Annotated in this window: 25 protein-coding genes; 14 read left to right on the top strand and 11 right to left on the bottom strand. The window is 61.5% G+C overall.

Annotation, left to right across the window (positions count from 1 at the left end; genetic code table 11):
• Positions 1 to 69 precede the first annotated feature (69 nt).
• The 5 genes from FOC67_RS04025 to FOC67_RS04000 all read right to left on the bottom strand — a co-directional run bounded on the left by FOC67_RS04025 (position 70) and on the right by FOC67_RS04000 (position 2,529).
• Positions 70 to 318, bottom strand: coding sequence for a major capsid protein (locus tag FOC67_RS04025; RefSeq protein WP_003125072.1), 249 nt, complete (start codon positions 316 to 318; stop codon positions 70 to 72).
• Positions 319 to 330: 12 nt separating this feature from the next.
• The gene (locus tag FOC67_RS04020; RefSeq protein ID WP_003115979.1) at positions 331 to 582 is read right to left on the bottom strand and encodes a hypothetical protein; all 252 of its coding nucleotides are present in this window, start codon (positions 580 to 582) and stop codon (positions 331 to 333) included.
• 121 nt (positions 583 to 703) lie between these two features.
• Positions 704 to 1,138, bottom strand: coding sequence for a hypothetical protein (locus FOC67_RS04015; RefSeq protein ID WP_003140508.1), 435 nt, complete (start codon positions 1,136 to 1,138; stop codon positions 704 to 706).
• A 515-nt stretch (positions 1,139 to 1,653) separates the two neighbouring features.
• The gene (locus tag FOC67_RS04010) at positions 1,654 to 1,944 is read right to left on the bottom strand and encodes a DUF5447 family protein (protein ID WP_031627683.1); all 291 of its coding nucleotides are present in this window, start codon (positions 1,942 to 1,944) and stop codon (positions 1,654 to 1,656) included.
• Positions 1,945 to 2,313: 369 nt separating this feature from the next.
• Positions 2,314 to 2,529 (bottom strand): hypothetical protein, encoded by a 216-nt coding sequence (locus FOC67_RS04000; protein ID WP_009315230.1) that lies wholly within the window; start codon positions 2,527 to 2,529, stop codon positions 2,314 to 2,316.
• A gap of 113 nt (positions 2,530 to 2,642) precedes the next feature.
• Between FOC67_RS04000 and FOC67_RS03995 the strand changes: the two genes are divergently transcribed.
• From FOC67_RS03995 to FOC67_RS03980, 4 genes are all read left to right on the top strand, one after another.
• A complete protein-coding gene (locus FOC67_RS03995) occupies positions 2,643 to 2,915 on the top strand; it encodes a DNA-binding protein (RefSeq protein WP_083842333.1) in 273 nt (90 codons plus the stop codon).
• Positions 2,916 to 3,066: 151 nt separating this feature from the next.
• Positions 3,067 to 4,137, top strand: a complete 1,071-nt coding sequence (locus FOC67_RS03990) for a DNA cytosine methyltransferase (protein ID WP_009315229.1) — start codon at positions 3,067 to 3,069, stop codon at positions 4,135 to 4,137.
• The gene (locus FOC67_RS03985; RefSeq protein WP_009315228.1) at positions 4,122 to 5,723 is read left to right on the top strand and encodes a TIGR02391 family protein; all 1,602 of its coding nucleotides are present in this window, start codon (positions 4,122 to 4,124) and stop codon (positions 5,721 to 5,723) included. The genes FOC67_RS03990 and FOC67_RS03985 overlap by 16 nt, the downstream gene beginning before the upstream one ends.
• A 55-nt stretch (positions 5,724 to 5,778) precedes the next feature.
• Positions 5,779 to 6,201, top strand: coding sequence for a very short patch repair endonuclease (locus FOC67_RS03980; protein ID WP_083842332.1), 423 nt, complete (start codon positions 5,779 to 5,781; stop codon positions 6,199 to 6,201).
• A gap of 308 nt (positions 6,202 to 6,509) precedes the next feature.
• Here FOC67_RS03980 and FOC67_RS03975 read toward each other — a convergent pair whose 3' ends face one another.
• Both FOC67_RS03975 and FOC67_RS03970 read right to left on the bottom strand, forming a co-directional pair.
• Positions 6,510 to 6,986, bottom strand: a complete 477-nt coding sequence (locus FOC67_RS03975) for a hypothetical protein (protein ID WP_024100039.1) — start codon at positions 6,984 to 6,986, stop codon at positions 6,510 to 6,512.
• Positions 6,987 to 7,217: 231 nt separating this feature from the next.
• Positions 7,218 to 7,511, bottom strand: coding sequence for a DUF2845 domain-containing protein (locus FOC67_RS03970; protein ID WP_003120795.1), 294 nt, complete (start codon positions 7,509 to 7,511; stop codon positions 7,218 to 7,220).
• A gap of 339 nt (positions 7,512 to 7,850) precedes the next feature.
• Between FOC67_RS03970 and FOC67_RS03965 the strand changes: the two genes are divergently transcribed.
• Both FOC67_RS03965 and FOC67_RS03960 read left to right on the top strand, forming a co-directional pair.
• Positions 7,851 to 8,108, top strand: a complete 258-nt coding sequence (locus FOC67_RS03965; RefSeq protein ID WP_003085431.1) for a YjhX family toxin — start codon at positions 7,851 to 7,853, stop codon at positions 8,106 to 8,108.
• A 59-nt stretch (positions 8,109 to 8,167) separates the two neighbouring features.
• Entirely contained in the window at positions 8,168 to 8,674 is a 507-nt protein-coding gene (locus tag FOC67_RS03960) for a GNAT family N-acetyltransferase (RefSeq protein WP_009315226.1), read from the top strand.
• Positions 8,675 to 8,717: 43 nt separating this feature from the next.
• Here the strand turns inward: FOC67_RS03960 and gloA are convergent, their stop codons facing one another.
• Together gloA and FOC67_RS03950 are read right to left on the bottom strand one after the other, a co-directional pair.
• A complete protein-coding gene (gene gloA, locus FOC67_RS03955) occupies positions 8,718 to 9,113 on the bottom strand; it encodes a lactoylglutathione lyase (protein WP_009315225.1) in 396 nt (131 codons plus the stop codon).
• A 44-nt stretch (positions 9,114 to 9,157) separates the two neighbouring features.
• Positions 9,158 to 9,454: a putative quinol monooxygenase gene (locus FOC67_RS03950; protein ID WP_003085421.1), complete on the bottom strand. Its 297-nt coding sequence runs from the start codon at positions 9,452 to 9,454 to the stop codon at positions 9,158 to 9,160.
• 115 nt (positions 9,455 to 9,569) lie between these two features.
• On the opposite strand from FOC67_RS03950, the gene FOC67_RS03945 reads away from it, so the two are divergent.
• The 8 genes from FOC67_RS03945 to FOC67_RS03910 all read left to right on the top strand — a co-directional run bounded on the left by FOC67_RS03945 (position 9,570) and on the right by FOC67_RS03910 (position 17,923).
• Positions 9,570 to 10,424, top strand: a complete 855-nt coding sequence (locus tag FOC67_RS03945; protein WP_009315224.1) for a LysR family transcriptional regulator — start codon at positions 9,570 to 9,572, stop codon at positions 10,422 to 10,424.
• Positions 10,425 to 10,709: 285 nt separating this feature from the next.
• Entirely contained in the window at positions 10,710 to 11,489 is a 780-nt protein-coding gene (gene toxR, locus FOC67_RS03940) for a toxA transcriptional regulator ToxR (protein ID WP_003120800.1), read from the top strand.
• Between the two features lie 92 nt (positions 11,490 to 11,581).
• Positions 11,582 to 12,220, top strand: a complete 639-nt coding sequence (catB, locus tag FOC67_RS03935; protein ID WP_009315223.1) for a type B chloramphenicol O-acetyltransferase — start codon at positions 11,582 to 11,584, stop codon at positions 12,218 to 12,220.
• A 254-nt stretch (positions 12,221 to 12,474) separates the two neighbouring features.
• Complete coding sequence (migA, locus tag FOC67_RS03930) at positions 12,475 to 13,377, top strand: alpha-1,6-rhamnosyltransferase (protein WP_003098436.1); 903 nt, start codon at positions 12,475 to 12,477, stop codon at positions 13,375 to 13,377.
• Between the two features lie 33 nt (positions 13,378 to 13,410).
• The gene (locus FOC67_RS03925; protein WP_003116522.1) at positions 13,411 to 14,031 is read left to right on the top strand and encodes a CatB-related O-acetyltransferase; all 621 of its coding nucleotides are present in this window, start codon (positions 13,411 to 13,413) and stop codon (positions 14,029 to 14,031) included.
• A 126-nt stretch (positions 14,032 to 14,157) separates the two neighbouring features.
• Entirely contained in the window at positions 14,158 to 15,552 is a 1,395-nt protein-coding gene (locus FOC67_RS03920) for an amidase (protein ID WP_009315222.1), read from the top strand.
• Positions 15,553 to 15,622: 70 nt separating this feature from the next.
• Positions 15,623 to 16,939: an MFS transporter gene (locus FOC67_RS03915; protein ID WP_009315221.1), complete on the top strand. Its 1,317-nt coding sequence runs from the start codon at positions 15,623 to 15,625 to the stop codon at positions 16,937 to 16,939.
• Between the two features lie 78 nt (positions 16,940 to 17,017).
• A complete protein-coding gene (locus tag FOC67_RS03910; RefSeq protein WP_003085391.1) occupies positions 17,018 to 17,923 on the top strand; it encodes a sterol desaturase family protein in 906 nt (301 codons plus the stop codon).
• Here FOC67_RS03910 and FOC67_RS03905 read toward each other — a convergent pair.
• Positions 17,906 to 18,571, bottom strand: a complete 666-nt coding sequence (locus FOC67_RS03905) for a helix-turn-helix domain-containing protein (RefSeq protein WP_003085387.1) — start codon at positions 18,569 to 18,571, stop codon at positions 17,906 to 17,908. The two genes, FOC67_RS03910 and FOC67_RS03905, sit on opposite strands and share 18 nt — an antisense overlap.
• Positions 18,572 to 18,642: 71 nt before the next feature.
• Positions 18,643 to 19,629 (bottom strand): LysR family transcriptional regulator, encoded by a 987-nt coding sequence (locus tag FOC67_RS03900; protein WP_003120804.1) that lies wholly within the window; start codon positions 19,627 to 19,629, stop codon positions 18,643 to 18,645.
• Between the last annotated feature and the right edge of the window lie 7 nt (positions 19,630 to 19,636).

Raw genomic sequence — 19,636 nt, 5'->3', positions numbered from 1 at the left:
GCCGGTCCGGTACCCGGTGATGAAGGCGCCGGCGAAGAACGCCCCCAACCACACCGACCAGAGCACCCGTTACGCCTTGCGCAACATGCTGTAGATCAGGCCGGCAACGGCCAGGATCACCAGGGCGCCAACGATGTAGCCGCCAATGGCCTTCATATCGCCCTGGCCATCGGTAATCGCCGATTCCACCGCGCTGGTGTCGATCACCCCGGCGAAGGCCGGCAGCGAAGTCGCGGCAGTGACGGAACCGGCGATGCACAGGTTGCGGAACGAGGCGACCGGGCTGAACTTGGCGATGCGTTGCTTCATTGCTTTCATGGTGTTTCCTCTCTACTTGGCTTTACGAAGAAGTGACGCGACCCAGCCAATCAAAAGCCCCGTCACGAACGATCCCAGGACGCCAGCGGCACCGATGCCGAAGGCTTCCGGGGAGAAACCACCGTTGACCAGGATGTCCACGTATCCAGCGGCCTCTGGCGGAATCAGGTAGGCCTGTTGCCATGCGAGTTCGCGACACGCCATGAAGCCCTCGGGGGTCGAGGTCCACGCGGTACACACCTGCACAGCGACAACGCCTGACATAGCGATCAGTCCTCAAACAGCCAGGGAGGCCGCTAGGCCGTCGATCCAGCCCCAGGCGTAGCCGGTGGCCAGACCTACCGCGAACAGCGAGAGATAGCGGAACATCGCGGCCTCCTACGGCTTACGCCTTGGCGTCCGGGGACTTGTCTTGTTTGTCCTGGCCCTGCGGCTGCTGGGCCGGGCGCGGGGCTTGGGCCTGTGCTTGCGGGCGGGCCGGGGCTTGGGCGGTCGGCGCCATCGGCTTGCCGCCCACGGCCAGCAGATCCACAAGGACCTGGGTATTGGTGATCCGGCCGAAACGGTCTTGGGTCGGGCGGACCACGCTGGCGAACTTGCAGAGCACCGGCTGGCCTTCGAAGACGATGGCGTCCAGCAGGGTCGGCTCGATGTTGTATTCGCTGATCTCGAAGCCCTTGGCGTTGCCACGGGCACCTTCCGGGATCGGGGCGATGGACTGGACCGAGGCGTAGATTTCCCCGGTCTTGGTCGAGGTATAGGTGTCGGTCTTGGTGACCCACAGCTCGACGACGCCGCCTTGGGTTGCAAACATGTTCATCGGTGTTTCTCCTTCAATTCGCCTTTTTCGGCGTGAGTTGTCCCGCTGCTGCAAATTCGGCTGTTTCGCCTTCATTCAGCGGTGTTGGGTGAAAGTGATTTGTCGGGCGATCCCTTCGGGCCGGGCTCTATTCGCTAGCGAACCAAGCCAACCACGGGTGTTCGTCTCGGCCCATCCGGGTAACGATCCCTATCGCAACGTCGTCTCCGACGGCCAAGGGGAACGCTTCCCCTTGGAACCCGCAGAGCAACACCAAGGGCTCTGCCCTTGTCATCCCGCTCTTGCCGCCGAGGGCTCGGGAGCGCGGGGCGGAGGAGCTGCCCCACACTCCCCAGCGGAGGCTGTTTCAGGGGGGAAGCGTTCAAGGGTGCGCTCCGCCCGTGCTTCCGTTCGCCGGAACGGTGAAGCTGTTCCGACGAGCCGGGAGCGCGGCCCTTGACCGGATCGGCCACGGTGCGGGCGGCCTGGATCAGGCAGAGCAGGAGCAGCGCTTTCAGGGTGTCAGCGAGCATGGGTCAGCCCTCCAGTTGGAATGCTTCGCGCACGGGCACGAAGGGCGTGGGTTTCCCGCTGTCGTACACAACGTGCCAGTACTTCGGCGGACGCCGGGACGGGTCGTGTTTCGAGCAGAAGGAACGGGAACGGCAAGTCCAACGGCCATTTTCCAGATAGGGGAGCCCAGGGGGCTGGCAGTCCGTACACGGAGATTGGCTGCACAACGGCGCAACGACCTGCCTTGCGGACCAGCACACAGAGCAGGCGCAGTCCGGGGCGTGGGTTTGGCGCAAGTAATTCGGAGACGACATGGTCAGCTTCCTCCTCATCTTGGCGAGCACGGCCCCAGGCGAGAGCTTCAACCCGCAGGTCGGACAGATAGGATTCTTCCGGTTGGGAGAGGTAGCCGGCATCAATGAGGCCATCGATCAGCATCAGAGCGCGGTCGAAGGGTTCGCCAGGGTGCGGTGCCGCGTGCAGCAGATAGCCTTCAAGGAAGCTCAACAACGCGTTAATCGGGTTGCTCGACAGAACGCGCGCTACCTCAACGCCTTCAAAGCTCTGCTCAACACGGAAGACCAGTTCGGCATTTAGGGAACGCATAGAGGCCTTGGCAGCCTGCTCAACCCGGGCGCGAAGGGCTGGAGGCATACGGAGCTTGAATTGCGGATCGGTGCGGCTCATGCCGTCCACTCCTGTTCCAACAGCCAGTTGCGAAGCAGCGCGCTATTCACCATGCGCAGCTTTCCGAGCTTCACGGACGGCAGCACACCCCGGTAAACCCAGGCGCGGGCGGTGCCATAGCTAATGCCGTTGCGCTCCGCCCACCGTTCGATGGACTCCACATCCTGTTGCGGCCCTATCGGGGCGCTGGGGTTAAGCTCTTCCAGTTCCATGCTCGTTCCGTCACTATTCGTGGCATTAGTAAAAAACTTATTATGGCTATAGTCCATATGGACATTATCCATAAATTAGCAATTATGACAATAGTCCATAATGGTATTTATCAATGGCTGAAAGCATGGCCAATAGAGCGCTTCAATTACTCGATCAGACCAGTTTGAAAGAGTTGGCAGAGGTCAATAGCAAGGACTACGTCCGCTGGCAGAGTATTAAGAGAGGCAGGGCGAGAATTGGCGCAGAAGAGCTAGAACAGCTTGGAAAAATTTACCCCCAGTATCGCTGGTGGCTAATGACCGGAGAAGTCATGCCTGAAATTGGTCAAGTCAGCCCTTCCTATAACGAAGCCAATTCAAACTTGCCCAGTCAAAACGCGGGATAGCAATTACCAAAAAAGTAGCATTGCGATGGTATGCCCAAAGGAGGGGTGATAAGACGTGGTGAAAATAAAATTATATTTAAAATTTAGGCAAGAAAACTTTCATCATTTAAGCTGTGCAAGTTTTTTAGGTTGAGTAGGTAACAGATAACTAATGAGCAAATCAAAGCCCACAGCTATCGATTTATTTTGCGGTGCAGGTGGACTCACCACTGGCCTCAAGAAAGCTGGATTCAAAGTTCTGGCCGGTTTTGAGCTAGACAATACAGCTGCTGAGACTTACAAATCCAACCATAGAAAAACCAGGATTTTTATTTCAGATATATCCCGCCTAAATCCCACAGAAGTAATGGCGGAATTAAAGCTAGAGAAAGGTGAGTTAGATCTACTCGCTGGATGCCCCCCATGCCAGGGATTTTCAACTCACAAAACGCGGAATAAATCAAGCTCCGTCGAGGACGAACGGAACAATCTAATCTTCAGCATTTTAGAGTTCATAAAAACTCTAGAGCCGAAGACAATAATGATAGAAAACGTACCAGGTTTAGCCAAAGACCCTAGGATTGAAGAGTTCAAATCGGAAATTGGGCTCCTAGGTTATAAAATTGACAAAAATACAATTCAAGTTCTAGACGCAGCAGACTTCGGAGTCCCACAAAGAAGGAAGCGGATGATCCTGCAAGCATCGCGCTTCGGATACATTTCTCCACCAACACCAGTCAAAAAGCGCAAAACAGTTAAGCAGGCTATAGGTAAATTACTAAGCCCCGGACTCTCTGGCGACGCTCTTCATGACCTGCCCTTCACAAGAAGTAAGAAAGTTAATGAAATAATTAAGAACGTGCCTAAAGACGGAGGCTCTCGCGCTCAACTCCCTCTTAGACTATGGCTGCCTTGCCACATAAAGCGTCCTGGCTCTTATAGAGATGTATATGGACGAATGGCGTGGAACGATGTATCTCCCACCATAACTGGCGGCTGCACAAATCCTTCTAAAGGTCGTTTTATCCATCCTGAACAGGATAGAGCAATTACTCTCAGAGAAGCGGCCCTTTTACAAACATTCCCGCAAAACTATAAATTCTCCTTAAAAAAAGGGAAAGACTTCACCGCACTCATGATTGGGAATGCACTCCCACCACATCTTATTTACACACACGCAAAGAAGTACAGAGAACATTTAAATACTGTTAACGCAGGGGATAAGGAATGTCTGAAAAATTAGTAATGAAGTTCGACCCTAAGACTATTGAGCATCTTGGGGTAAGAATGTACTCCACACTTCCACCTGCACTAGCCGAACTTATATCCAACGCTTACGACGCCGATGCTGCGAATGTAAGGATAAGTCTAAACGAAAAGCCAAGCGGTCCAATTTCAATAACCGTCATTGATGATGGGCATGGAATGAACTCCAGCGACATTCAAAATAAATTCCTTGTCATTGGGCGAAACAGAAGAAAACAAGAAGGGGACAAACCCACTGATCGTTTCAAGCGCCTTGCTACCGGCAAAAAAGGATTAGGAAAGCTCGCCCTATTTGGGCTATCAAAACACATTACCATAGATACAATAAAAGACGGCATTAGAAATAGATTTAGCCTGGACTGGGACAGTTTAATGACATCTGAGGGTGAATACTCCCCTCAAACAGAGATCGACAATGAAAAAACAGATCGCCCAAATGGCACATCCATAAAGCTTTCAAAACTGAAGCGGCAGTCTGCTTTTGATATCGAAGGTTTGGCGGATAGCCTCTCAAAAATATTCATTTCCGACAAAAATTTTAACATAACCATAACAAATGGAGATCAAAAGGCTCTTGTAAACGAAGAGCGTCGTTATGCCAACTTCAACAAGCAATTCGAGTGGGATATACAAGAGGTCAATCCAAAAGACTCACCCTACCCAAATTTAGAGGGCGTATTCTATACAGCAGAAACCCCCATACGTCCCAACTCCGGCCTCCGTGGGATTTCTATTTTTTCAAGAGGAAAGCTGGTAAATGCACCAGAATTCTTTTCCAGTAGCACTTCCAGTCACTTCTACCAGTACTTAACAGGGTGGATCAGAGCTGACTTTGTAGATGAGCTTGAAGAGGATGTCATATCGACCAATCGACAGTCCATAAACTGGGACAACGAAGATATGGCAGAGTTTCGAAGATTCCTCTCAGAAATAATCTCAAAGGTAAATCTAAGCTGGCGAGAAAAGCGTAAAAAAAAGAAAGATGACGAAATATTAGTAGAAACGGGAATCGACACCCAAAAATGGATGTCGACCATGCCTGAAGATGTACGATCAGAAACTTCAAAAATTATTGATGCAGTTTCAAGTGAGGAAGCTGTAGCAAAATACACTCCGATTATTGAGGCTCTACACAAACTAGTACCTGAATATCCGCATTTGCATTGGCGACACCTTACCCCGGACTTGAGGGATAGAGTAAGTACCTATTATAAAAACGAGCAATATGGCGAAGCTGCGGATCAAGGTGTAAAAATTTACTGCCAGAAAATCCGTGAAGTAACTGGACTTAACGAAGATGGAACCGAGCTTGTAGGCAAGGCGTTGGGTGGCAAGTTACCAATTCTGATGGTGGCAGATAACAATTCTGTAAGCGGAAAAAGTATACAACTCGGTCAAGAGCAACTATCGCGCGGATTAATCGCCGCTTTCAGAAACCCTATTAACCATGCCCCTATAGACTCGGTTGTCCCCAACACATTCAGCGAAAAAGACTGCCTCGATATTCTGAGCCTGACCTCATACCTTCTAAATCGTATTCAAAATCATAGGCATAAATCTTAATCCGCAAGCGCCCCATCACAAGGGGCGCATCCAGTTTGATGCTATCTTTGTATTTATGGACAAAATAACTCCCGAACACAGAAGCTGGTTAATGGGTCGAGTCAGATCAAAAAATACAAAGCCCGAATTAATGGTAAGGCGATTACTCTTTGCAATGGGATATAGATATCGTCTACATCGAAAAGACCTTCCTGGCTGTCCTGACATCGTCTTCCCCAAAAAACAAATAGCCATTTTTATAAATGGTTGTTTTTGGCATGGTCATACTAACTGCAAATATAGCCGCCTCCCTTCATCCAATGTCGAATTCTGGAAAGCCAAAATTGAAGGTAACCGCCTGAGAGACAGCACAAATACTGCCTTATTGGAGAAAGAAGGCTGGCGAGTAATAACAATATGGCAATGTGAAATCCAAGAAATAGATCGTCTATCTAAACGTCTAAGAAATCTCATCCAAAACGTCTCTCCCCATAAATAAACAGCCAATAGTTAGTAAAACAACGACCCAGGAATGTCGAAAAAGTGTCGAAAACACCAACATGCATTGTGCTGAAAGGAAACTATAGATTCCCAGCCAAGTACCACTCTGGCACACACTGAGATATTCTGACACGCGGCCATATAGGGTTCGATTCCCTTCGCCCGCTCCAGATCCCAATGCAAAGGCCCCTGACACCAACCAGTGCCAGGGGCTTTCTGTTTTCAGGCTTTACCGCGTAAAGCCCGGGAAAGATCGGAAGCGCCCCATGGATTTCGGCGGAGGCGCAGCCGGAAGGTTCCTCTTCCTTACATCATCAGCGAGTAGGCCCGCTCCAACTGGTCCAGATCGATATCCAGAGGCAGCGGCAGGGGCGCTTCGCCGATGTGCTGCTCGCTCGCGAACTTTCCCTCGGCCAACACACGTGCCGGGTCGTTGAGGGCGAGGAAGTCACCCCCGTCGTATTCCCAGAAGTTCAGCGGTGAGCGGCCGGAATAGGTTTCGTTCCAGCAGGCGACGTACGAACGTTCGCCCAGGACTTTCGGACGGCAGGAAACGTAGGGTTCCAGATAGACCTCATGGGTGAGGTACAGGAAGGTGAGGTCATCCACGCGATAGGCCGGCGCTTCGCTGACCTCCTGAGGCTCCTCGTCCAGTTGCGCTTCGGGGTTCGCTCCCGGATCGACCGCTGCGACAGCGGAAAACCCATCCGCCCCCCCGGGCTCTCCCATGGCCATGCCTCCGCCGATGAAAAGGGAAGCAACCACGACCAATAACTTCAACACGACGCGTCCTCGCCTGAAAATCGCGGAGATTACGCCGCCAACTTTTCAGGTATGCGATCAGGGTGGCCCGCAACCTTCCGCCCCGCCGCCCGATATCGGGCAATTCCTACACGACGGAAGACGCATCCACCTGGGCCCGCACCCGGCTCGTCTTCTCGCTCAGCGCTCTTTCACGGTGTTCCGCAGCGAATTAGTAATTATCTGTAGGAATAACTCCTCAACAGCCTCGTATCACTTCCGCTCGAGCCGAATCTCGACCAGCTTGCCATCGATGAAGCGCAAGTGTCGGTAGACGCCTCCACTGGGGCCATACACCCAGAATTCGGTGCGTGCGGCATTCAACTTGGGCACGCCGTTGTTGCGCAGGGCAGGCTCGTTGACGATCCTGCTCAGCGGTTGCCCGCACCTTTCCAGGACTTGCTCGACGCTGTCGCCCTCGTCCACCAGATGCGTGCCGCATCTCATCGAGGCGACGGCAGGAATTGCCAACGAAGACATGAACAGCATCAGCGCCGTGCGAAACATGGTTACCTCCCGCCTCCCCCGATAATGAAAGCGCGGACCGCCGCGGGGCGAGGCGAACTCCCTCACAAAGGCGCAAGCGTCGCACAGCGGCATGGCGACGCAGGCAGTTCCTTGCCGTCGCTTCGCCAGCTTCGTTAGACTGCCGCATCGCAGCACGCTTTGGTGGCTGCGCCCTCCCCGATCCGAGGCTTGCATGTTGGAGATAGTAGTCATCCGATAACCGCCACTTCGTCATCCCGCACGAGGTGTCGCCGGTTATCTGCCTTCGCCATGGCTCGCACGCGCCTTTTCGCGCAGTGCGGCCGCGTTGTCACACCGATGATTACAGGTTCTACCGACATGAACGTTTCCAAGCCGGAACAACGGACGCTTCACGCCTTGGCCCAGGGCGGCCATATCGCCTTCCTTCGCGACGCTTCGGGCAAGATCACCCGCGTCGAGTGCTACAACCGCGACGGCCACCTGCTGCTCGACTGCACCCTGGCGGTGTTCTCCAGGCTGAAGAACAAGGGCCTGGTCCACTCCCGCCAGGGCAGGCCCTACCGGATATCCATGGCCGGGCTGAAAGCCGTGCGCCCGCAGGCGGACAATCGCTGACCCTCTTCCTTTTCCATTGCCCCCGCCGGGACAAGGCGGGGGTTCCGAGGAGTGCTTGCATGAATATTTCCATCCGTGCGGAAACGCCCGGCGACATCGACGCCATCGCTCGCCTGACCGAAGCCGCGTTCCGCAACGAAACGCACAGCAGCCATACCGAGCAGTACATCATCGACGCCCTGCGCCGTGCCGGCGCGCTGACGTTTTCGCTGGTGGCCGAAGCGAACGGCCAGGTGATCGGCCATATCGCTGCCTCACCAGTGACCATCGATGGCGAAGCGGGCGGCTGGTACGGCCTCGCGCCGCTATCGGTGGCGCCCGGGCGACAGCGCCAGGGTCTCGGTTCGCAGTTGGTCCGGCGCCTGCTCACCGAGTTGCGACTGCTGCCCGCGGGTGGCTGCGTGGTACTGGGCGAACCGACCTACTACTCGCGCTTCGGCTTTCGGGTGGAAAGCGGCCTGGCGTTGCCCGGCGTTCCCGCCGAATACTTCCAGGCACAGACCTTCAGTGGGCGCGTGGCGCGAGGAATAGTGGCCTTCCACGCCGCATTCGACGCCAGCGACTGAGCCGGAACGACAGCAGCCGCTATGTCGCCCCCTGGTCGCGGGCTCAATCGAACTGGGTACCCTTCTGGATCAGTTCCACCTTGTAGCCGTCCGGGTCTTCGAGGAAGGCGATCACGCTGCGTCCGTGCTGCATCGGCCCGGCCTCGCGGGTGACCCGATAGCCCAGCGCCCTGGCCCGGGCGCAGGTGACGGCGGCATCCCCGACTTCGATGGCCAGGTGGCCGTAGCCGTCGCCCTGGGTGTAGCCGTCCCGGTCCCAGTTGTGGGTCAACTCCAGGGCAGCGGCCGCGCACTCGTCCTGGTAGCCGACGAAGGCCAGGGTGAAGCGGCCGTCGGGATAGTCCCGGCGCCGCAGCAGACGCATGTCCAGGGCGCGGGTGTAGAACTCCAGCGCGGCCTCGAGATCGGCCACGCGGAGCATGCTGTGCAGGATTCGCATGGAAACTCTCCGTGGAGTCCGGCGGCGAGCCGCCGGAGCGGGGATCAACCCTCGACGCGGTAGCCCTTGAACAGGAAAAGCGGACCGAAGGCGTAGCTGTCGATCAGTTCGTAGAAGCGCGCGATGGTTTCGTTGCGGCAATGCTGGAGGAACGCCGCCTCGTCTTCGTACACCTCGTCGAGGTAGAAGCGGTTGCGGTTGTTCTCGTCGCGGATCACCTCGAAGCGCAGGGTGCCCGGTTCGTTCTGCAACGAGCCATTGGCATCGAACAGGCCTGCCGCGGCGAACGCTTCGCGCTTGTCGGAGGGAACGTCGAACTGAACCAGTACGTGGTAGGTCATGGAATCTTTCCTCGTGAAATGGGGTTGGAAGCGATCGCGAGGTCCATGCTAGGGTGGCCTTTTACTCATTAAAAGTAATCAATAATCAGCAAATCGCTCACTTAAAGAGAATGATGTGAAACTCTCTCAACTCGGATTCTTCTGCGCGGTGGTCGAACGCGGCACCATCGCAGCCGCGGCCGAACAGTTGCATTGCGTGCCGTCGAACATCACTACCCGCTTGCGCGAACTCGAAGGACAACTCGGCGTAGCCCTGTTCAATCGTGAAAGGAACCGCCTGCTGGTCACCCCCGAGGGCCGCCTGTTGTACCGCCATGCCCGGCGCCTGCTGGCGCTGGCCGACGAGACCGCCGCGCTGTTCGCCGGCGACCAGGCGCACGGCGCGCTACGGGTCGGCGCACTGGACGTGGCCCTGGCCAATCACCTGCCCCAGCGCCTGGCCCGCTACCGCCGTGAGTCGCCGGGCGTTGAACTGCACATCCGCCCGGAGCATTCGCTGCTGCTCGAGCGCCTGCTGATGGAGGGAGAGCTGGACCTGATCGTCACCGACGGCCCCATCGAACACCCGTTGCTGGCCAGCCGCCTGGCCTTCCGCGAGCGCCTGTTGCGGGTCACTCCCGCCGACCTGCCGGCGCCCACTCCCGAGGACCTCGCCGGCCTCGAACTCTATGTGTTCGGCCACACTTGCCACTACCGCCGCCAGGTCGACCGCTGGCTGGCGGAGAGCGCTATCCAGCCGCGGGCAACCCTGGAAATCGAGTCCTACCCGAGCCTCTTCGCCTGCATCGAGGCCGGTCTCGGCTTCGCCTGCGTGCCGGAGAGCTTCGTTGCACGCAGGCCCTCCACGCGACGGGGTTTCCATGCCGAACCGGTAGCCGGCCTGGACTCCAGCGATATCCATTTCGTCTGGCGCAAACAGCAAGCCTCGCCGCTGATCCAGGGCTTCATCGACAGCATCGGCGCCGACTGACGCCAACGAACGATGCCGCAACACAAACGCACTCGGAAAAATCGGTAACAGCGGAACCACTGCACAGACCAGAGAAAAAGCCGCCACCAACCAGGCCTGGCGGCGACACCGGAAGTACCCTCGGCGGCCGATTGCCGAGCCGATCCCCTACCTGCCCCCTGGGTTTTCCGACGAAAGACCTTGATTCGTGGGAGGTAGGGTCGTCTCCGCTAGATACCCCTCAACCCTGCGTGCGGGCTCCATGCCCGGGCGCCTTGGCGAGATTTGCCCATAGAGCCATCACTTATGACTGCGACAGACAGAACGCCCCCGCCATTGAAATGGCTCTGCCTCGGCAACCGTGATGCGAACGACGGATTCGAGCTCTTCGCCCATGGCATCTATGCGAGGAACGGCGCGTTGGTCGGCAGCAAGCTCTCCCTGCGCGAACGGCGCCAGCGCGTCGACCTGTCGGCCTTCCTTTCCGGCGCACCGCCGCTGCTTGCCGAGGCGGCGGTCAAGCACCTGCTGGCGCGCCTCCTGTGCGTGCACCGGCACAACACCGACCTCGAACTGCTCGGCAAGAACTTCATTCCCCTGCATGCCAGCAGCCTGGGCAACGCCGGGGTCTGCGAGCGGATCCTGGCCTCGGCCAGGCAATTGCAGCAGCACCAGGTCGAACTCTGCCTGCTGCTGGCCATCGACGAGCAGGAACCCGCCTCGGCGGAGTACCTGGCGTCCCTCGCCCGGCTACGCGACAGCGGCGTGCGCATCGCGCTGCACCCGCAACGCATCGATACCGACGCTCGTCAGTGCTTCGCCGAGGTCGACGCCGGCCTCTGCGATTACCTGGGCCTGGACGCGCGCCTGCTTGCCCCCGGCCCGCTGACGCGTAACCTGCGCCAGCGCAAGAGCATCGAGTACCTGAACCGGCTGCTGGTAGCACAGGACATCCAGATGCTTTGCCTCAACGTCGACAATGAGGAACTGCACCAACAAGCCAACGCACTCCCCTTCGCCTTCCGTCACGGCAGGCACTATTCGGAACCTTTCCAGGCCTGGCCGTTCAGCAGTCCTGCCTGCTGAACGCCGACGTGGCTGCCAGCCGTCACGCCAGGCTGGCCCGCTATCCCGCCAGGCGCTACCCTTGGCGGTTTCGACGGACAGGGACGACGGTCATGGGCAACTATTTCGAGAGCCCCTTCAGGGGCAAGCTGCTCTCGGAACAGGTCAGCAACCCGAACATTCGGGTGGGGCGCTACAGCTACTACTCCGGCTACTATCACGGGCATTCCTTCGACGACTGCGCCCGCTACCTGATGCCGGACCGCGACGACGTGGACAAGCTGGTCATCGGCAGTTTCTGCTCGGTCGGCAGTGGCGCCGCCTTCATCATGGCCGGCAACCAGGGACACCGCGCCGAGTGGGCATCGACCTTCCCCTTCCACTTCATGCACGAAGAGCCGGCCTTCGCCGGCGCCGTGAACGGCTACCAGCCAGCGGGCGACACGCTGATCGGCCATGACGTCTGGATCGGTACCGAGGCGATGTTCATGCCCGGCGTACGGGTCGGCCACGGAGCCATCATCGGCAGCCGCGCGCTGGTGACCGGCGATGTCGAGCCCTATGCCATCGTCGGCGGTAACCCGGCCCGGACCATTCGTAAGCGCTTTTCCGATGGCGATATCCAGAACCTGCTGGAAATGGCCTGGTGGGACTGGCCACTGGCCGATATCGAGGCAGCCATGCCACTGCTGTGTGCCGGGGATATCCCCGCCTTGTACCGGCACTGGAAACAGCGCCAGGCCACGGCCTGACGGTTGGACGAAGGAGGTCGAGGATTTTTCTCGGGCCCGATGGCCTACCCTCTATGCTTCCGACGGTATACTGTCGCGATGCCTGGCCATCCAGGCATGCGTGCCAGAGCCACTCCAGCGACCGTACCGGCGGAGCGAAACGCTGTGTTTCCGACAGCCCGTGCCGAGCACCGATCGCCGGAACGATCGCAGGACTTCATGACCGACGGCCCCCTGGAGCGGCTACCGGGCAAGACGAGTGACAAGAACGACACATGATTGAAGAAGCCACTTCCAGCAAGCACTCAGGCACGACGGACGCCCCGCTGGTATCCGTCGTAGCACCCTGCTTCAACGCGGAAAAGTACCTGGAAGAAGCCCTGCGCAGCATCTACGAGCAGGACTACCCGAATTTCGAAGTGATCATCGTCGACGACGGTTCCACCGACAACAGCTACGCCATGCTGGAGCAGTTGCAGAAAGTCCACGGTTTCCAGCTCTACCGCCAGCAGAACCAGGGCGTCAGCGCAGCGCTGAACTTCGGTCTGCAACACGCCCGCGGCGACTACGTAGCCACGCCGGACCTGGACGACATCATGCTGCCGCACTCGTTGAGCGTGCGCGCCGCGTACCTCGACCAGCACCCGGAGGTCGGCTGCGTCGGCGCCCTGGTGATCTACATCGACAGCGAAGGCCAGGAAACCAAGCGGCAGAACGGCAATCGCATCCGCCAGCTGGACTTCGACTACCTGCTCGGCAACGCCTATGTCTGCGGCGCCCCGGTGTCCCTGTACCGCATGGAGGCCCTGCGCGCCGCCGGCTTCTACGATCCCGAGATCAAGGTGCAGGACTTCCAGATGACCCTGCGCATCGCCAGCCAGGGCTACCAGATCCACAAGCTGCCGGTGCTGGTCACCCGCTACCGGCGCCACCCTGACAACCTGTCGCGGCGCTACAAGGTGCTGCTCGATGCCGACCTGCGCACCATCGCGCCCTACCAGTCGCATCCCGCCTACGAGCGCGGCCGCACGGAGCTGGTCAACAAGGCCCTGAAGTACGCCGTGGTCGCGGACAAGCGGCATGCCTGGCAACTGCTCCGCTCGCTGCCGCTGCGGCAGTGGAACCGCACCACCTTCCGCCGGTTGAAGCGCTTCCTTCTCCATCACGAGACCACCTGAGCCCCGTGGACTCCAAGGTGGCAAGGTAATTCGATGAAATTCCTGGAAAAACTGAAAAAACGCAAAGAGCGGAAGTACTTCCGTGGCTGGGAAAAGATCTTCAAGGCCCCGGAGAAGATCCGTCTTGCCTACCCACATTACGAGGTCGGCGTGGGCACCTACGGGATCCCGGAGGTCACCGAGTTCGGCGACAAGGCCACCCTAAGGATCGGCGCCTACACCTCGATCGCTGCCGGCGTGAAGATCCTCCTCGGCGGCGAGCACCATACCGACTGGCTCACCACCTACCCCTTCCCGAAGATGATCGATGAGGTCGCCGACATCCCTGACAGCACCACGACCCGCGGCGACGTGGTCATCGGTAGCGACTGTTGGATCTGCACGAACGCGCTGATCCTCTCCGGGGTCACCATCGGGCATGGTGCGGTAGTCGCCGCCGGCGCGGTGGTGACCCGCGACGTGCCGCCGTTCGCCATCGTCGGCGGCAACCCGGCCCGGCAGATCCGCTGGCGCTTCGAGGAAGACATCCGCGAAGCCCTGCTGGCTTCGGCCTGGTGGGACTGGCCGGTGGACGAGGTGAAGCAGGTCGCCCGGACCCTGTGCAGTACCGACATGACAGCCTTCCTGCGCTACATCGAGCAACGCAAGGGCTGATTCCCCGGCGGGAACGATCGCCGGTCATGGGCTATACCTCCCCGATATACTTTGGTTTCGAATTGCCGCCCGACAACGGGTAGGCCGGCCGCTTGACGCCCGCGGCCGTTCTTCGAGGGAGCTTGAATGACCGCGCTGCACGACCTCCCGGGAACCCGCCTGCTGGCACTGTTCGCCCGCCGGGAACTCTCGCCCAGCGAGTACTACGAGCATCTGCTGGCCCACATCCAGCGCTGGGAACCGCATCTCAACGCGCTGTATCGCTTCGACCCGCAACGGATTCGCGAACAGGCCGCGGCGGCCACCGAGCGCTGGCGCAAGGGACAGCCCAAAGGCCCGCTGGACGGGCTGCCGGTAACCATCAAGGAGCTGATCGCCACCGCTGGCGAACCTATCCCATTGGGCAGCGCCGCCACCGCCCTGCAACCCGCGCCCTGCGACGCGCCGCCGGCCGCTCGGCTGCGCGAAGCCGGCGCGATCGTCCTGGCCAAGACTACGGTTCCGGACTTCGGCATGCTTTCATCCGGCCTCTCCAGCTTCCACGGAGTCACCCGCAATCCCTGGAACCTGGCCAACAATACCGGCGGCTCCAGTTCGGGTGCGGCAGCGGCGGCCGCCGCCGGCTACGGACCGCTGCACCTGGGCACCGACATCGGCGGCTCGGTGCGACTGCCGGCGGGCTGGTGCGGCCTGGTGGGCTTCAAGCCAAGTCTCGGGCGGATCCCCATCGACCCCTACTACACCGGTCGCTGCGCCGGTCCGATGACCCGCTGCATGGACGACTGCCTGCTGCTGATGCGCTACCTCGCGCAGCCCGACGCCCGCGACGCCACCAGCCTGCCGCCGGAAGCGCTGGACTGGAGCGCCGAGCCGCTGTCGGTGCGCGGCCTGAGGGTCGGCCTGCAACTCGACCCCGGCTGCGGCCTGCAGCCCGACGCGGAAATCCGCGCCGCGATCGAGGCCGCGGCGCGGCTGTTCGAGGAGCACGGCGCCCAGCTCAGGATCGTCGAACCGCTGATGGACCGGAGCCTGCTCGACGGCCTGAACGACTTCTGGCGCGCCCGCCTGTGGAGCGAACTGCTGCTCCTCGACGAGACGCGGCGGGCCAGGGTGCTGCCCTATGTCCACGCCTGGGCCGAGGGCGGCGCACGGGTCAGCGGGGTCGATGCGGTGCGCGGTTTCAACCAGACCTTCGAGATGCGCCGGCGCGCCGCCCGGCTGTTCGGCGAGATCGACCTGCTGCTGACGCCGACCAACCAGGTCGAGGCCTTCCCCGCCGACTGGGCCTCGCCGCTGAACGATCCGCAGCGGCCGTTCGAGCACATCGTCTTCACCGTGCCGTGGAATATGGGCGAACAGCCCGCGCTCTCGATAAACTGCGGCTTCACGGCCGCCGGCATGCCGATCGGCCTGCAACTGGTCGCGCCGCGCTTCGCCGATACCTGGCTGTTGCGCATCGGCAAGACCTACGAAGGCTGGCGCGGTCCGATCCACGGCTGGCCACGGCCGCCGGCTGACTGAAGCCGGCAGCCGCTCGTCGCTCGGCTCCAGGCCTGAGTGTTTCAGTCGTCACTCCGAGAGGGCCTTCGCCATGCGCTCCCCCACCCGTCCCCCGGCGGCCGCCGATCCGGCCAGCCGCCGCAGCGTCTTTGCCGTGGTCCTCGGCAACGCCGTGGAATTCTTCGACTTCGGGGTCTATGCCACCTTCGCGGTGATGATCGGACGGACTTTCTTCCCCTCCGACAGCGCCTTCGTCAGCCTGCTCCTGTCGGTCACCGCGTTCGGCGTCGGCTTCGTCATCCGCCCCCTCGGCGCGATCCTTATCGGCGCCTACGCCGACCGCGCCGGGCGCAAGCCGGCGATGCTCCTTACCCTGTTCCTGATGGCGCTGGGCACCGGCGGCATCGCGGTGCTCCCCGGCTACGACAGCATCGGCCCGGCCGCGCCGCTGCTGCTGGTGTTGACCCGCCTGCTGCAAGGCCTGGCCTGGGGCGGCGAGGCCGGGCCGGCGACCACCTACATCCTCGAGGCGGCACCGCCGCACAAGCGCGGCACCTACGCCTGCTGGCAGGTCGTGGCGCAAGGCATCGCGGCGGTCGCCGCCGGGCTGATGGGCTACCTGCTCACCCTCTGGCTCGACGAGCGCCAACTGCAGGAATGGGGCTGGCGGATTCCCTTCGCGGCCGGCCTGCTGGTCCTGCCGATCGGCCTGTACATCCGCCTCAACCTGGCCGAGACCTTTTCCGGACGCGGCCGCCAGGCCAGCACCCGGAGCCTGCTCGGCGAGTTGTTCGGCAATCATCGGCGGGCCCTGCTGCTCGGCCTGCTGATCCTCTCCGGAAGCACCATCACCCAGTACTTCCTCAACTACATGACCACCTTCGCCCTTACCGAGCTACACCTGCCGGCGGGCATCGCGATGCTCTCGACGCTGGTCGCCGGCGCCGCACTGGCGCTCTCGGCGTTGCTCGGCGGCGTGCTCTGCGACCGCTACGGGCGCCGCGCCGTGCTGATCCTGCCGCGCCTGGCGCTGCTCGCGGTGCTGTTCCCGGCACTGCAGGCAATGACCCGTCACCCCGAGCCGGCAGTCTTCCTCGCCGTCCTCGCCCTGCTCTCGGCCCTGCATGGCATGAGCGGCGCGGCGCTGATCGTGCTGCTGGTAGAAAGCTTCCCGCGGGCGCTGCGCTCCACCGGTTTTTCCCTGGTCTATGCGACCGGTGTCGCCGCGTTCGGCGGCACCGCGCAGATCGTGGTGACCTGGCTGATCGGCGTCACCGGCAATCCGCTGTCGCCGCTGGGCTACCTGCTGCTGGCCAACCTAGTCTGCCTGGGTGGGGCCTGGCTGGCCCGCGAGACCTGGCCGGGTCGCGGGGACATGGCAGGCGCGCCGCTGGTGCTGCGCGACTGAGAACTTGCGCGGTTCGTTCAAGCGCCGCCAGCCTGTCGCGAGCGACGCTGGGGACCTCATTCATCCGGAGGTCCCACCATGCAGTTCTTCCTGCGCTACGCCTACGCGCCCCTCTTCTGGTCCGGCTTCATCGGCCTGGCGACCTGGCAGGTCGGCTATCGCCAGGCTTCCCACGCCTGGCTGGTCGCCCTGTTCCTCGGGGCGCTCGGCCTGTCCTTTCTCGCCGAACGACGACTGCCCTACCAGCCACGCTGGAACCGGCCGCACGCCGACCGCCTGCGCGATGTCCTGCACGCGTCGGTCAACGAAAGCCTGAACGCACTTGGCATCCTCGCCCTGCCACTGCTGGCCGGAGTCCTGGGCTTCTGGCCGGTGTGGCCGCAGGCCTGGCCGCTGTGGCTGCAACTGCTGCTGGCGATCGTCCTGGCCGATCTCGGCATCACCCTGGTGCACTACGCCAGCCACCGTTCGGCGCTGCTTTGGCGGCTGCACGCGGTGCACCATAGCGTGCAGCGCCTGTACGGTTTCAACGGTCTGATGAAACATCCCCTGCACCTGGGCCTGGAAGCGCTCGGCGGCACCCTGCCGCTGTTGCTGCTCGGCGTGCCGCAGACGGTCGCCGCGCTGCTCGCCTTCGCCATCGGCATCCAGTTGCTGCTGCAACACAGCAACGTCGACATGCGCATCGGCGGGTTACGCCATGTGTTCGCCTGGGCACCGCTGCATCGCCTGCACCACATCCGCTACGGGCGCGCCGGCGACGTCAACTTCGCGCTGTTCTTCAGCGTCTGGGACCGCCTGCTCGGCACCGCCCTCCATCGTCCCGACTACCGCCTGGACAGCACCGACATGGGCATCGGCGACCAGCCTGACTATCCCCGCGACTATGCCGGCCAGTTGCTCGCGCCATTCCGCGACCTGCCACGCAGCAGGCACGTCCCACAGCCGCCGGAAGGATTGGGGCGTTCAGCCGGCCAGGCGTAGGTGCGGCAGCGACAGGCCGGCGCGGATACCGAGCAGGCTGCGTACGCTGCGCGACAGGTGCGCGGCGTCGGCGAAGCCGGCGTGATGGGCCGCCTCGGTCAGGCTGCGCCCCTGCAAGGCCAGGGCGAAGGCCAGGTACAGGCGGCGCCAGAGCACCAGGCGGCGTACCGACAGGCCGACCTGGACGGCGAACAGCCGCTCCAGTTGGCTCAGCGAAAGACTGGCGCTGCGCGCCAGTCTTTCCGCCTCGACCCGCGCCGCGAGTTGCTCGTCGAGCGCCGCCAGGGCCTTTTCGACGCGGCGGTCGAGCCGTCGACGAGGCAGCCGCGCAAGCCGCCCCAGCAACGCCTCGGGCTCGCCGGGAGCGTCCTCGAGAAGCTGACGCAGGTCGTCGCTGTCGAACGCCAGCGGCTCGGCGTACAGCGCCAGCAACGGCTGCGACGCGTCGACGCGATGGGCTTGCAGCGAGGGCACCAGCAAGCGCCGGGCCTCCAGTACCTGGCCAGCGACGCGCACCCGCAGCGGCGTCTCCGCCAGCAGCAACTGGTGGGCATAGTGCGCGTGCTCGCGGGTATCGCCGTTGACCCCGGCGAACAGCGCGTGGTCCCGCGCCAGCCAGACCTCGCCCTGCCAATGCCGCTCCGTCATCGCGTACCTTCCGTCAACCGTTCCGTGGCGAAACGGTGTCGGCTATGGCGACCGCCGTCAAGCCCGCAAGGTCAGCGTCCGAACCAGTCGCGCCGATCGTCGAAGGCGTGCTCGATCAGATCGAGCAAGGCACGCACCTCCACGCGGTTCTCCGCTTCCGGCTGCACGCTCATCCAGACTTCCCGCCGCATCGGCTCGTCGAAGACCTGCGGCAACGCCGCCAGGTTGCGCTCCAGGCGTCCGGCGTAATGCGGCAGCAGGCCGATGCAGGCGCCCCAGAGGATCGCCTGTAGCAGCAGGTCGTGGCTCTGTACCTCGATCACTCCCGACTGGCGAGCCGCCACCCGCCGGTTCCAGGGCGCCAGGGCGGCGCTGGCGGCGTGACCGTGGAGCTGCGCCAGCAGGTAGTCGTCCAGCTCGTCCTCGCTGGCCGGCCGCGTGCGCTCGCGCGAATAGCGCTTGCCGATGTGCGGCTGGTACTCCAGCTCGGCGATGCGCGCCGGTGCGGCGAAGTGGCCTTCCATCGGCGGATGCGGCTGCCCCGGATCGGCGATCCAGATGGCGATCTCCGCCGGCCCTGCGCTTTCCGGCCAGCCCTCGCGCAACTCGGCGAGGGCTACGCGCAGGTTGGCGTTCTTGCGCAGGTAGCCCCACAGCTCGCGACTGAGCACATCGTGCAGGACGCTTTCGGCCACCGCCAGGCGCACCAGCGGCTGTTGCCGGTGAAGATCGGCGTGGCTCTGGCTGTCCTCGACCAGGCGCTGCCCGGCGGCCTGGACGATGCGGCCCTCGCGGGTCAGCGAGAGGGCGTTGCCCTCATGCACGAACAGATGCAGGCCGAGGCGCTCCTCGAGCCGGGCCAGGGTCTTGCGCAGCAGCGTCGGCTTGACGTCCAGGCTGCGCGCAGCCTGCATGAAACAGCCGCAACGGGCGGTGACCAGGAAGAAATGCACCACCTCCAGGGAGCCGAACAGCTCGTGCCAATAGGCACGGTCGTCGCGTCCCTGCGCGGGCCTGAGCAGTGCCGGGCGCTGCCCGGCGGACTCCGATAGGGCCATGCTTCCT

This window comes from Pseudomonas sp. FDAARGOS_761, from assembly GCF_013343155.1.
Lineage (GTDB): Bacteria > Pseudomonadota > Gammaproteobacteria > Pseudomonadales > Pseudomonadaceae > Pseudomonas > Pseudomonas aeruginosa.
Note: the sequence above shows the minus strand (reverse complement) of the source record. Positions and strands in the feature narration are given on the sequence as shown.

Coding starts and splice junctions, on each gene's coding strand:
- FOC67_RS04025 (WP_003125072.1), bottom strand. CDS start 318: ATGAAAGCAATGAAGCAACGCATCGCCAAGTTCAGCCCGGTCGCCTCG.
- FOC67_RS04020 (WP_003115979.1), bottom strand. CDS start 582: ATGTCAGGCGTTGTCGCTGTGCAGGTGTGTACCGCGTGGACCTCGACC.
- FOC67_RS04015 (WP_003140508.1), bottom strand. CDS start 1,138: ATGAACATGTTTGCAACCCAAGGCGGCGTCGTCGAGCTGTGGGTCACC.
- FOC67_RS04010 (WP_031627683.1), bottom strand. CDS start 1,944: ATGTCGTCTCCGAATTACTTGCGCCAAACCCACGCCCCGGACTGCGCC.
- FOC67_RS04000 (WP_009315230.1), bottom strand. CDS start 2,529: ATGGAACTGGAAGAGCTTAACCCCAGCGCCCCGATAGGGCCGCAACAG.
- FOC67_RS03995 (WP_083842333.1), top strand. CDS start 2,643: ATGGCTGAAAGCATGGCCAATAGAGCGCTTCAATTACTCGATCAGACC.
- FOC67_RS03990 (WP_009315229.1), top strand. CDS start 3,067: ATGAGCAAATCAAAGCCCACAGCTATCGATTTATTTTGCGGTGCAGGT.
- FOC67_RS03985 (WP_009315228.1), top strand. CDS start 4,122: ATGTCTGAAAAATTAGTAATGAAGTTCGACCCTAAGACTATTGAGCAT.
- FOC67_RS03980 (WP_083842332.1), top strand. CDS start 5,779: ATGGACAAAATAACTCCCGAACACAGAAGCTGGTTAATGGGTCGAGTC.
- FOC67_RS03970 (WP_003120795.1), bottom strand. CDS start 7,511: ATGTTTCGCACGGCGCTGATGCTGTTCATGTCTTCGTTGGCAATTCCT.
- FOC67_RS03965 (WP_003085431.1), top strand. CDS start 7,851: ATGAACGTTTCCAAGCCGGAACAACGGACGCTTCACGCCTTGGCCCAG.
- FOC67_RS03960 (WP_009315226.1), top strand. CDS start 8,168: ATGAATATTTCCATCCGTGCGGAAACGCCCGGCGACATCGACGCCATC.
- gloA (WP_009315225.1), bottom strand. CDS start 9,113: ATGCGAATCCTGCACAGCATGCTCCGCGTGGCCGATCTCGAGGCCGCG.
- FOC67_RS03950 (WP_003085421.1), bottom strand. CDS start 9,454: ATGACCTACCACGTACTGGTTCAGTTCGACGTTCCCTCCGACAAGCGC.
- toxR (WP_003120800.1), top strand. CDS start 10,710: ATGACTGCGACAGACAGAACGCCCCCGCCATTGAAATGGCTCTGCCTC.
- catB (WP_009315223.1), top strand. CDS start 11,582: ATGGGCAACTATTTCGAGAGCCCCTTCAGGGGCAAGCTGCTCTCGGAA.
- migA (WP_003098436.1), top strand. CDS start 12,475: ATGATTGAAGAAGCCACTTCCAGCAAGCACTCAGGCACGACGGACGCC.
- FOC67_RS03925 (WP_003116522.1), top strand. CDS start 13,411: ATGAAATTCCTGGAAAAACTGAAAAAACGCAAAGAGCGGAAGTACTTC.
- FOC67_RS03920 (WP_009315222.1), top strand. CDS start 14,158: ATGACCGCGCTGCACGACCTCCCGGGAACCCGCCTGCTGGCACTGTTC.
- FOC67_RS03915 (WP_009315221.1), top strand. CDS start 15,623: ATGCGCTCCCCCACCCGTCCCCCGGCGGCCGCCGATCCGGCCAGCCGC.
- FOC67_RS03910 (WP_003085391.1), top strand. CDS start 17,018: ATGCAGTTCTTCCTGCGCTACGCCTACGCGCCCCTCTTCTGGTCCGGC.
- FOC67_RS03905 (WP_003085387.1), bottom strand. CDS start 18,571: ATGACGGAGCGGCATTGGCAGGGCGAGGTCTGGCTGGCGCGGGACCAC.
- FOC67_RS03900 (WP_003120804.1), bottom strand. CDS start 19,629: ATGGCCCTATCGGAGTCCGCCGGGCAGCGCCCGGCACTGCTCAGGCCC.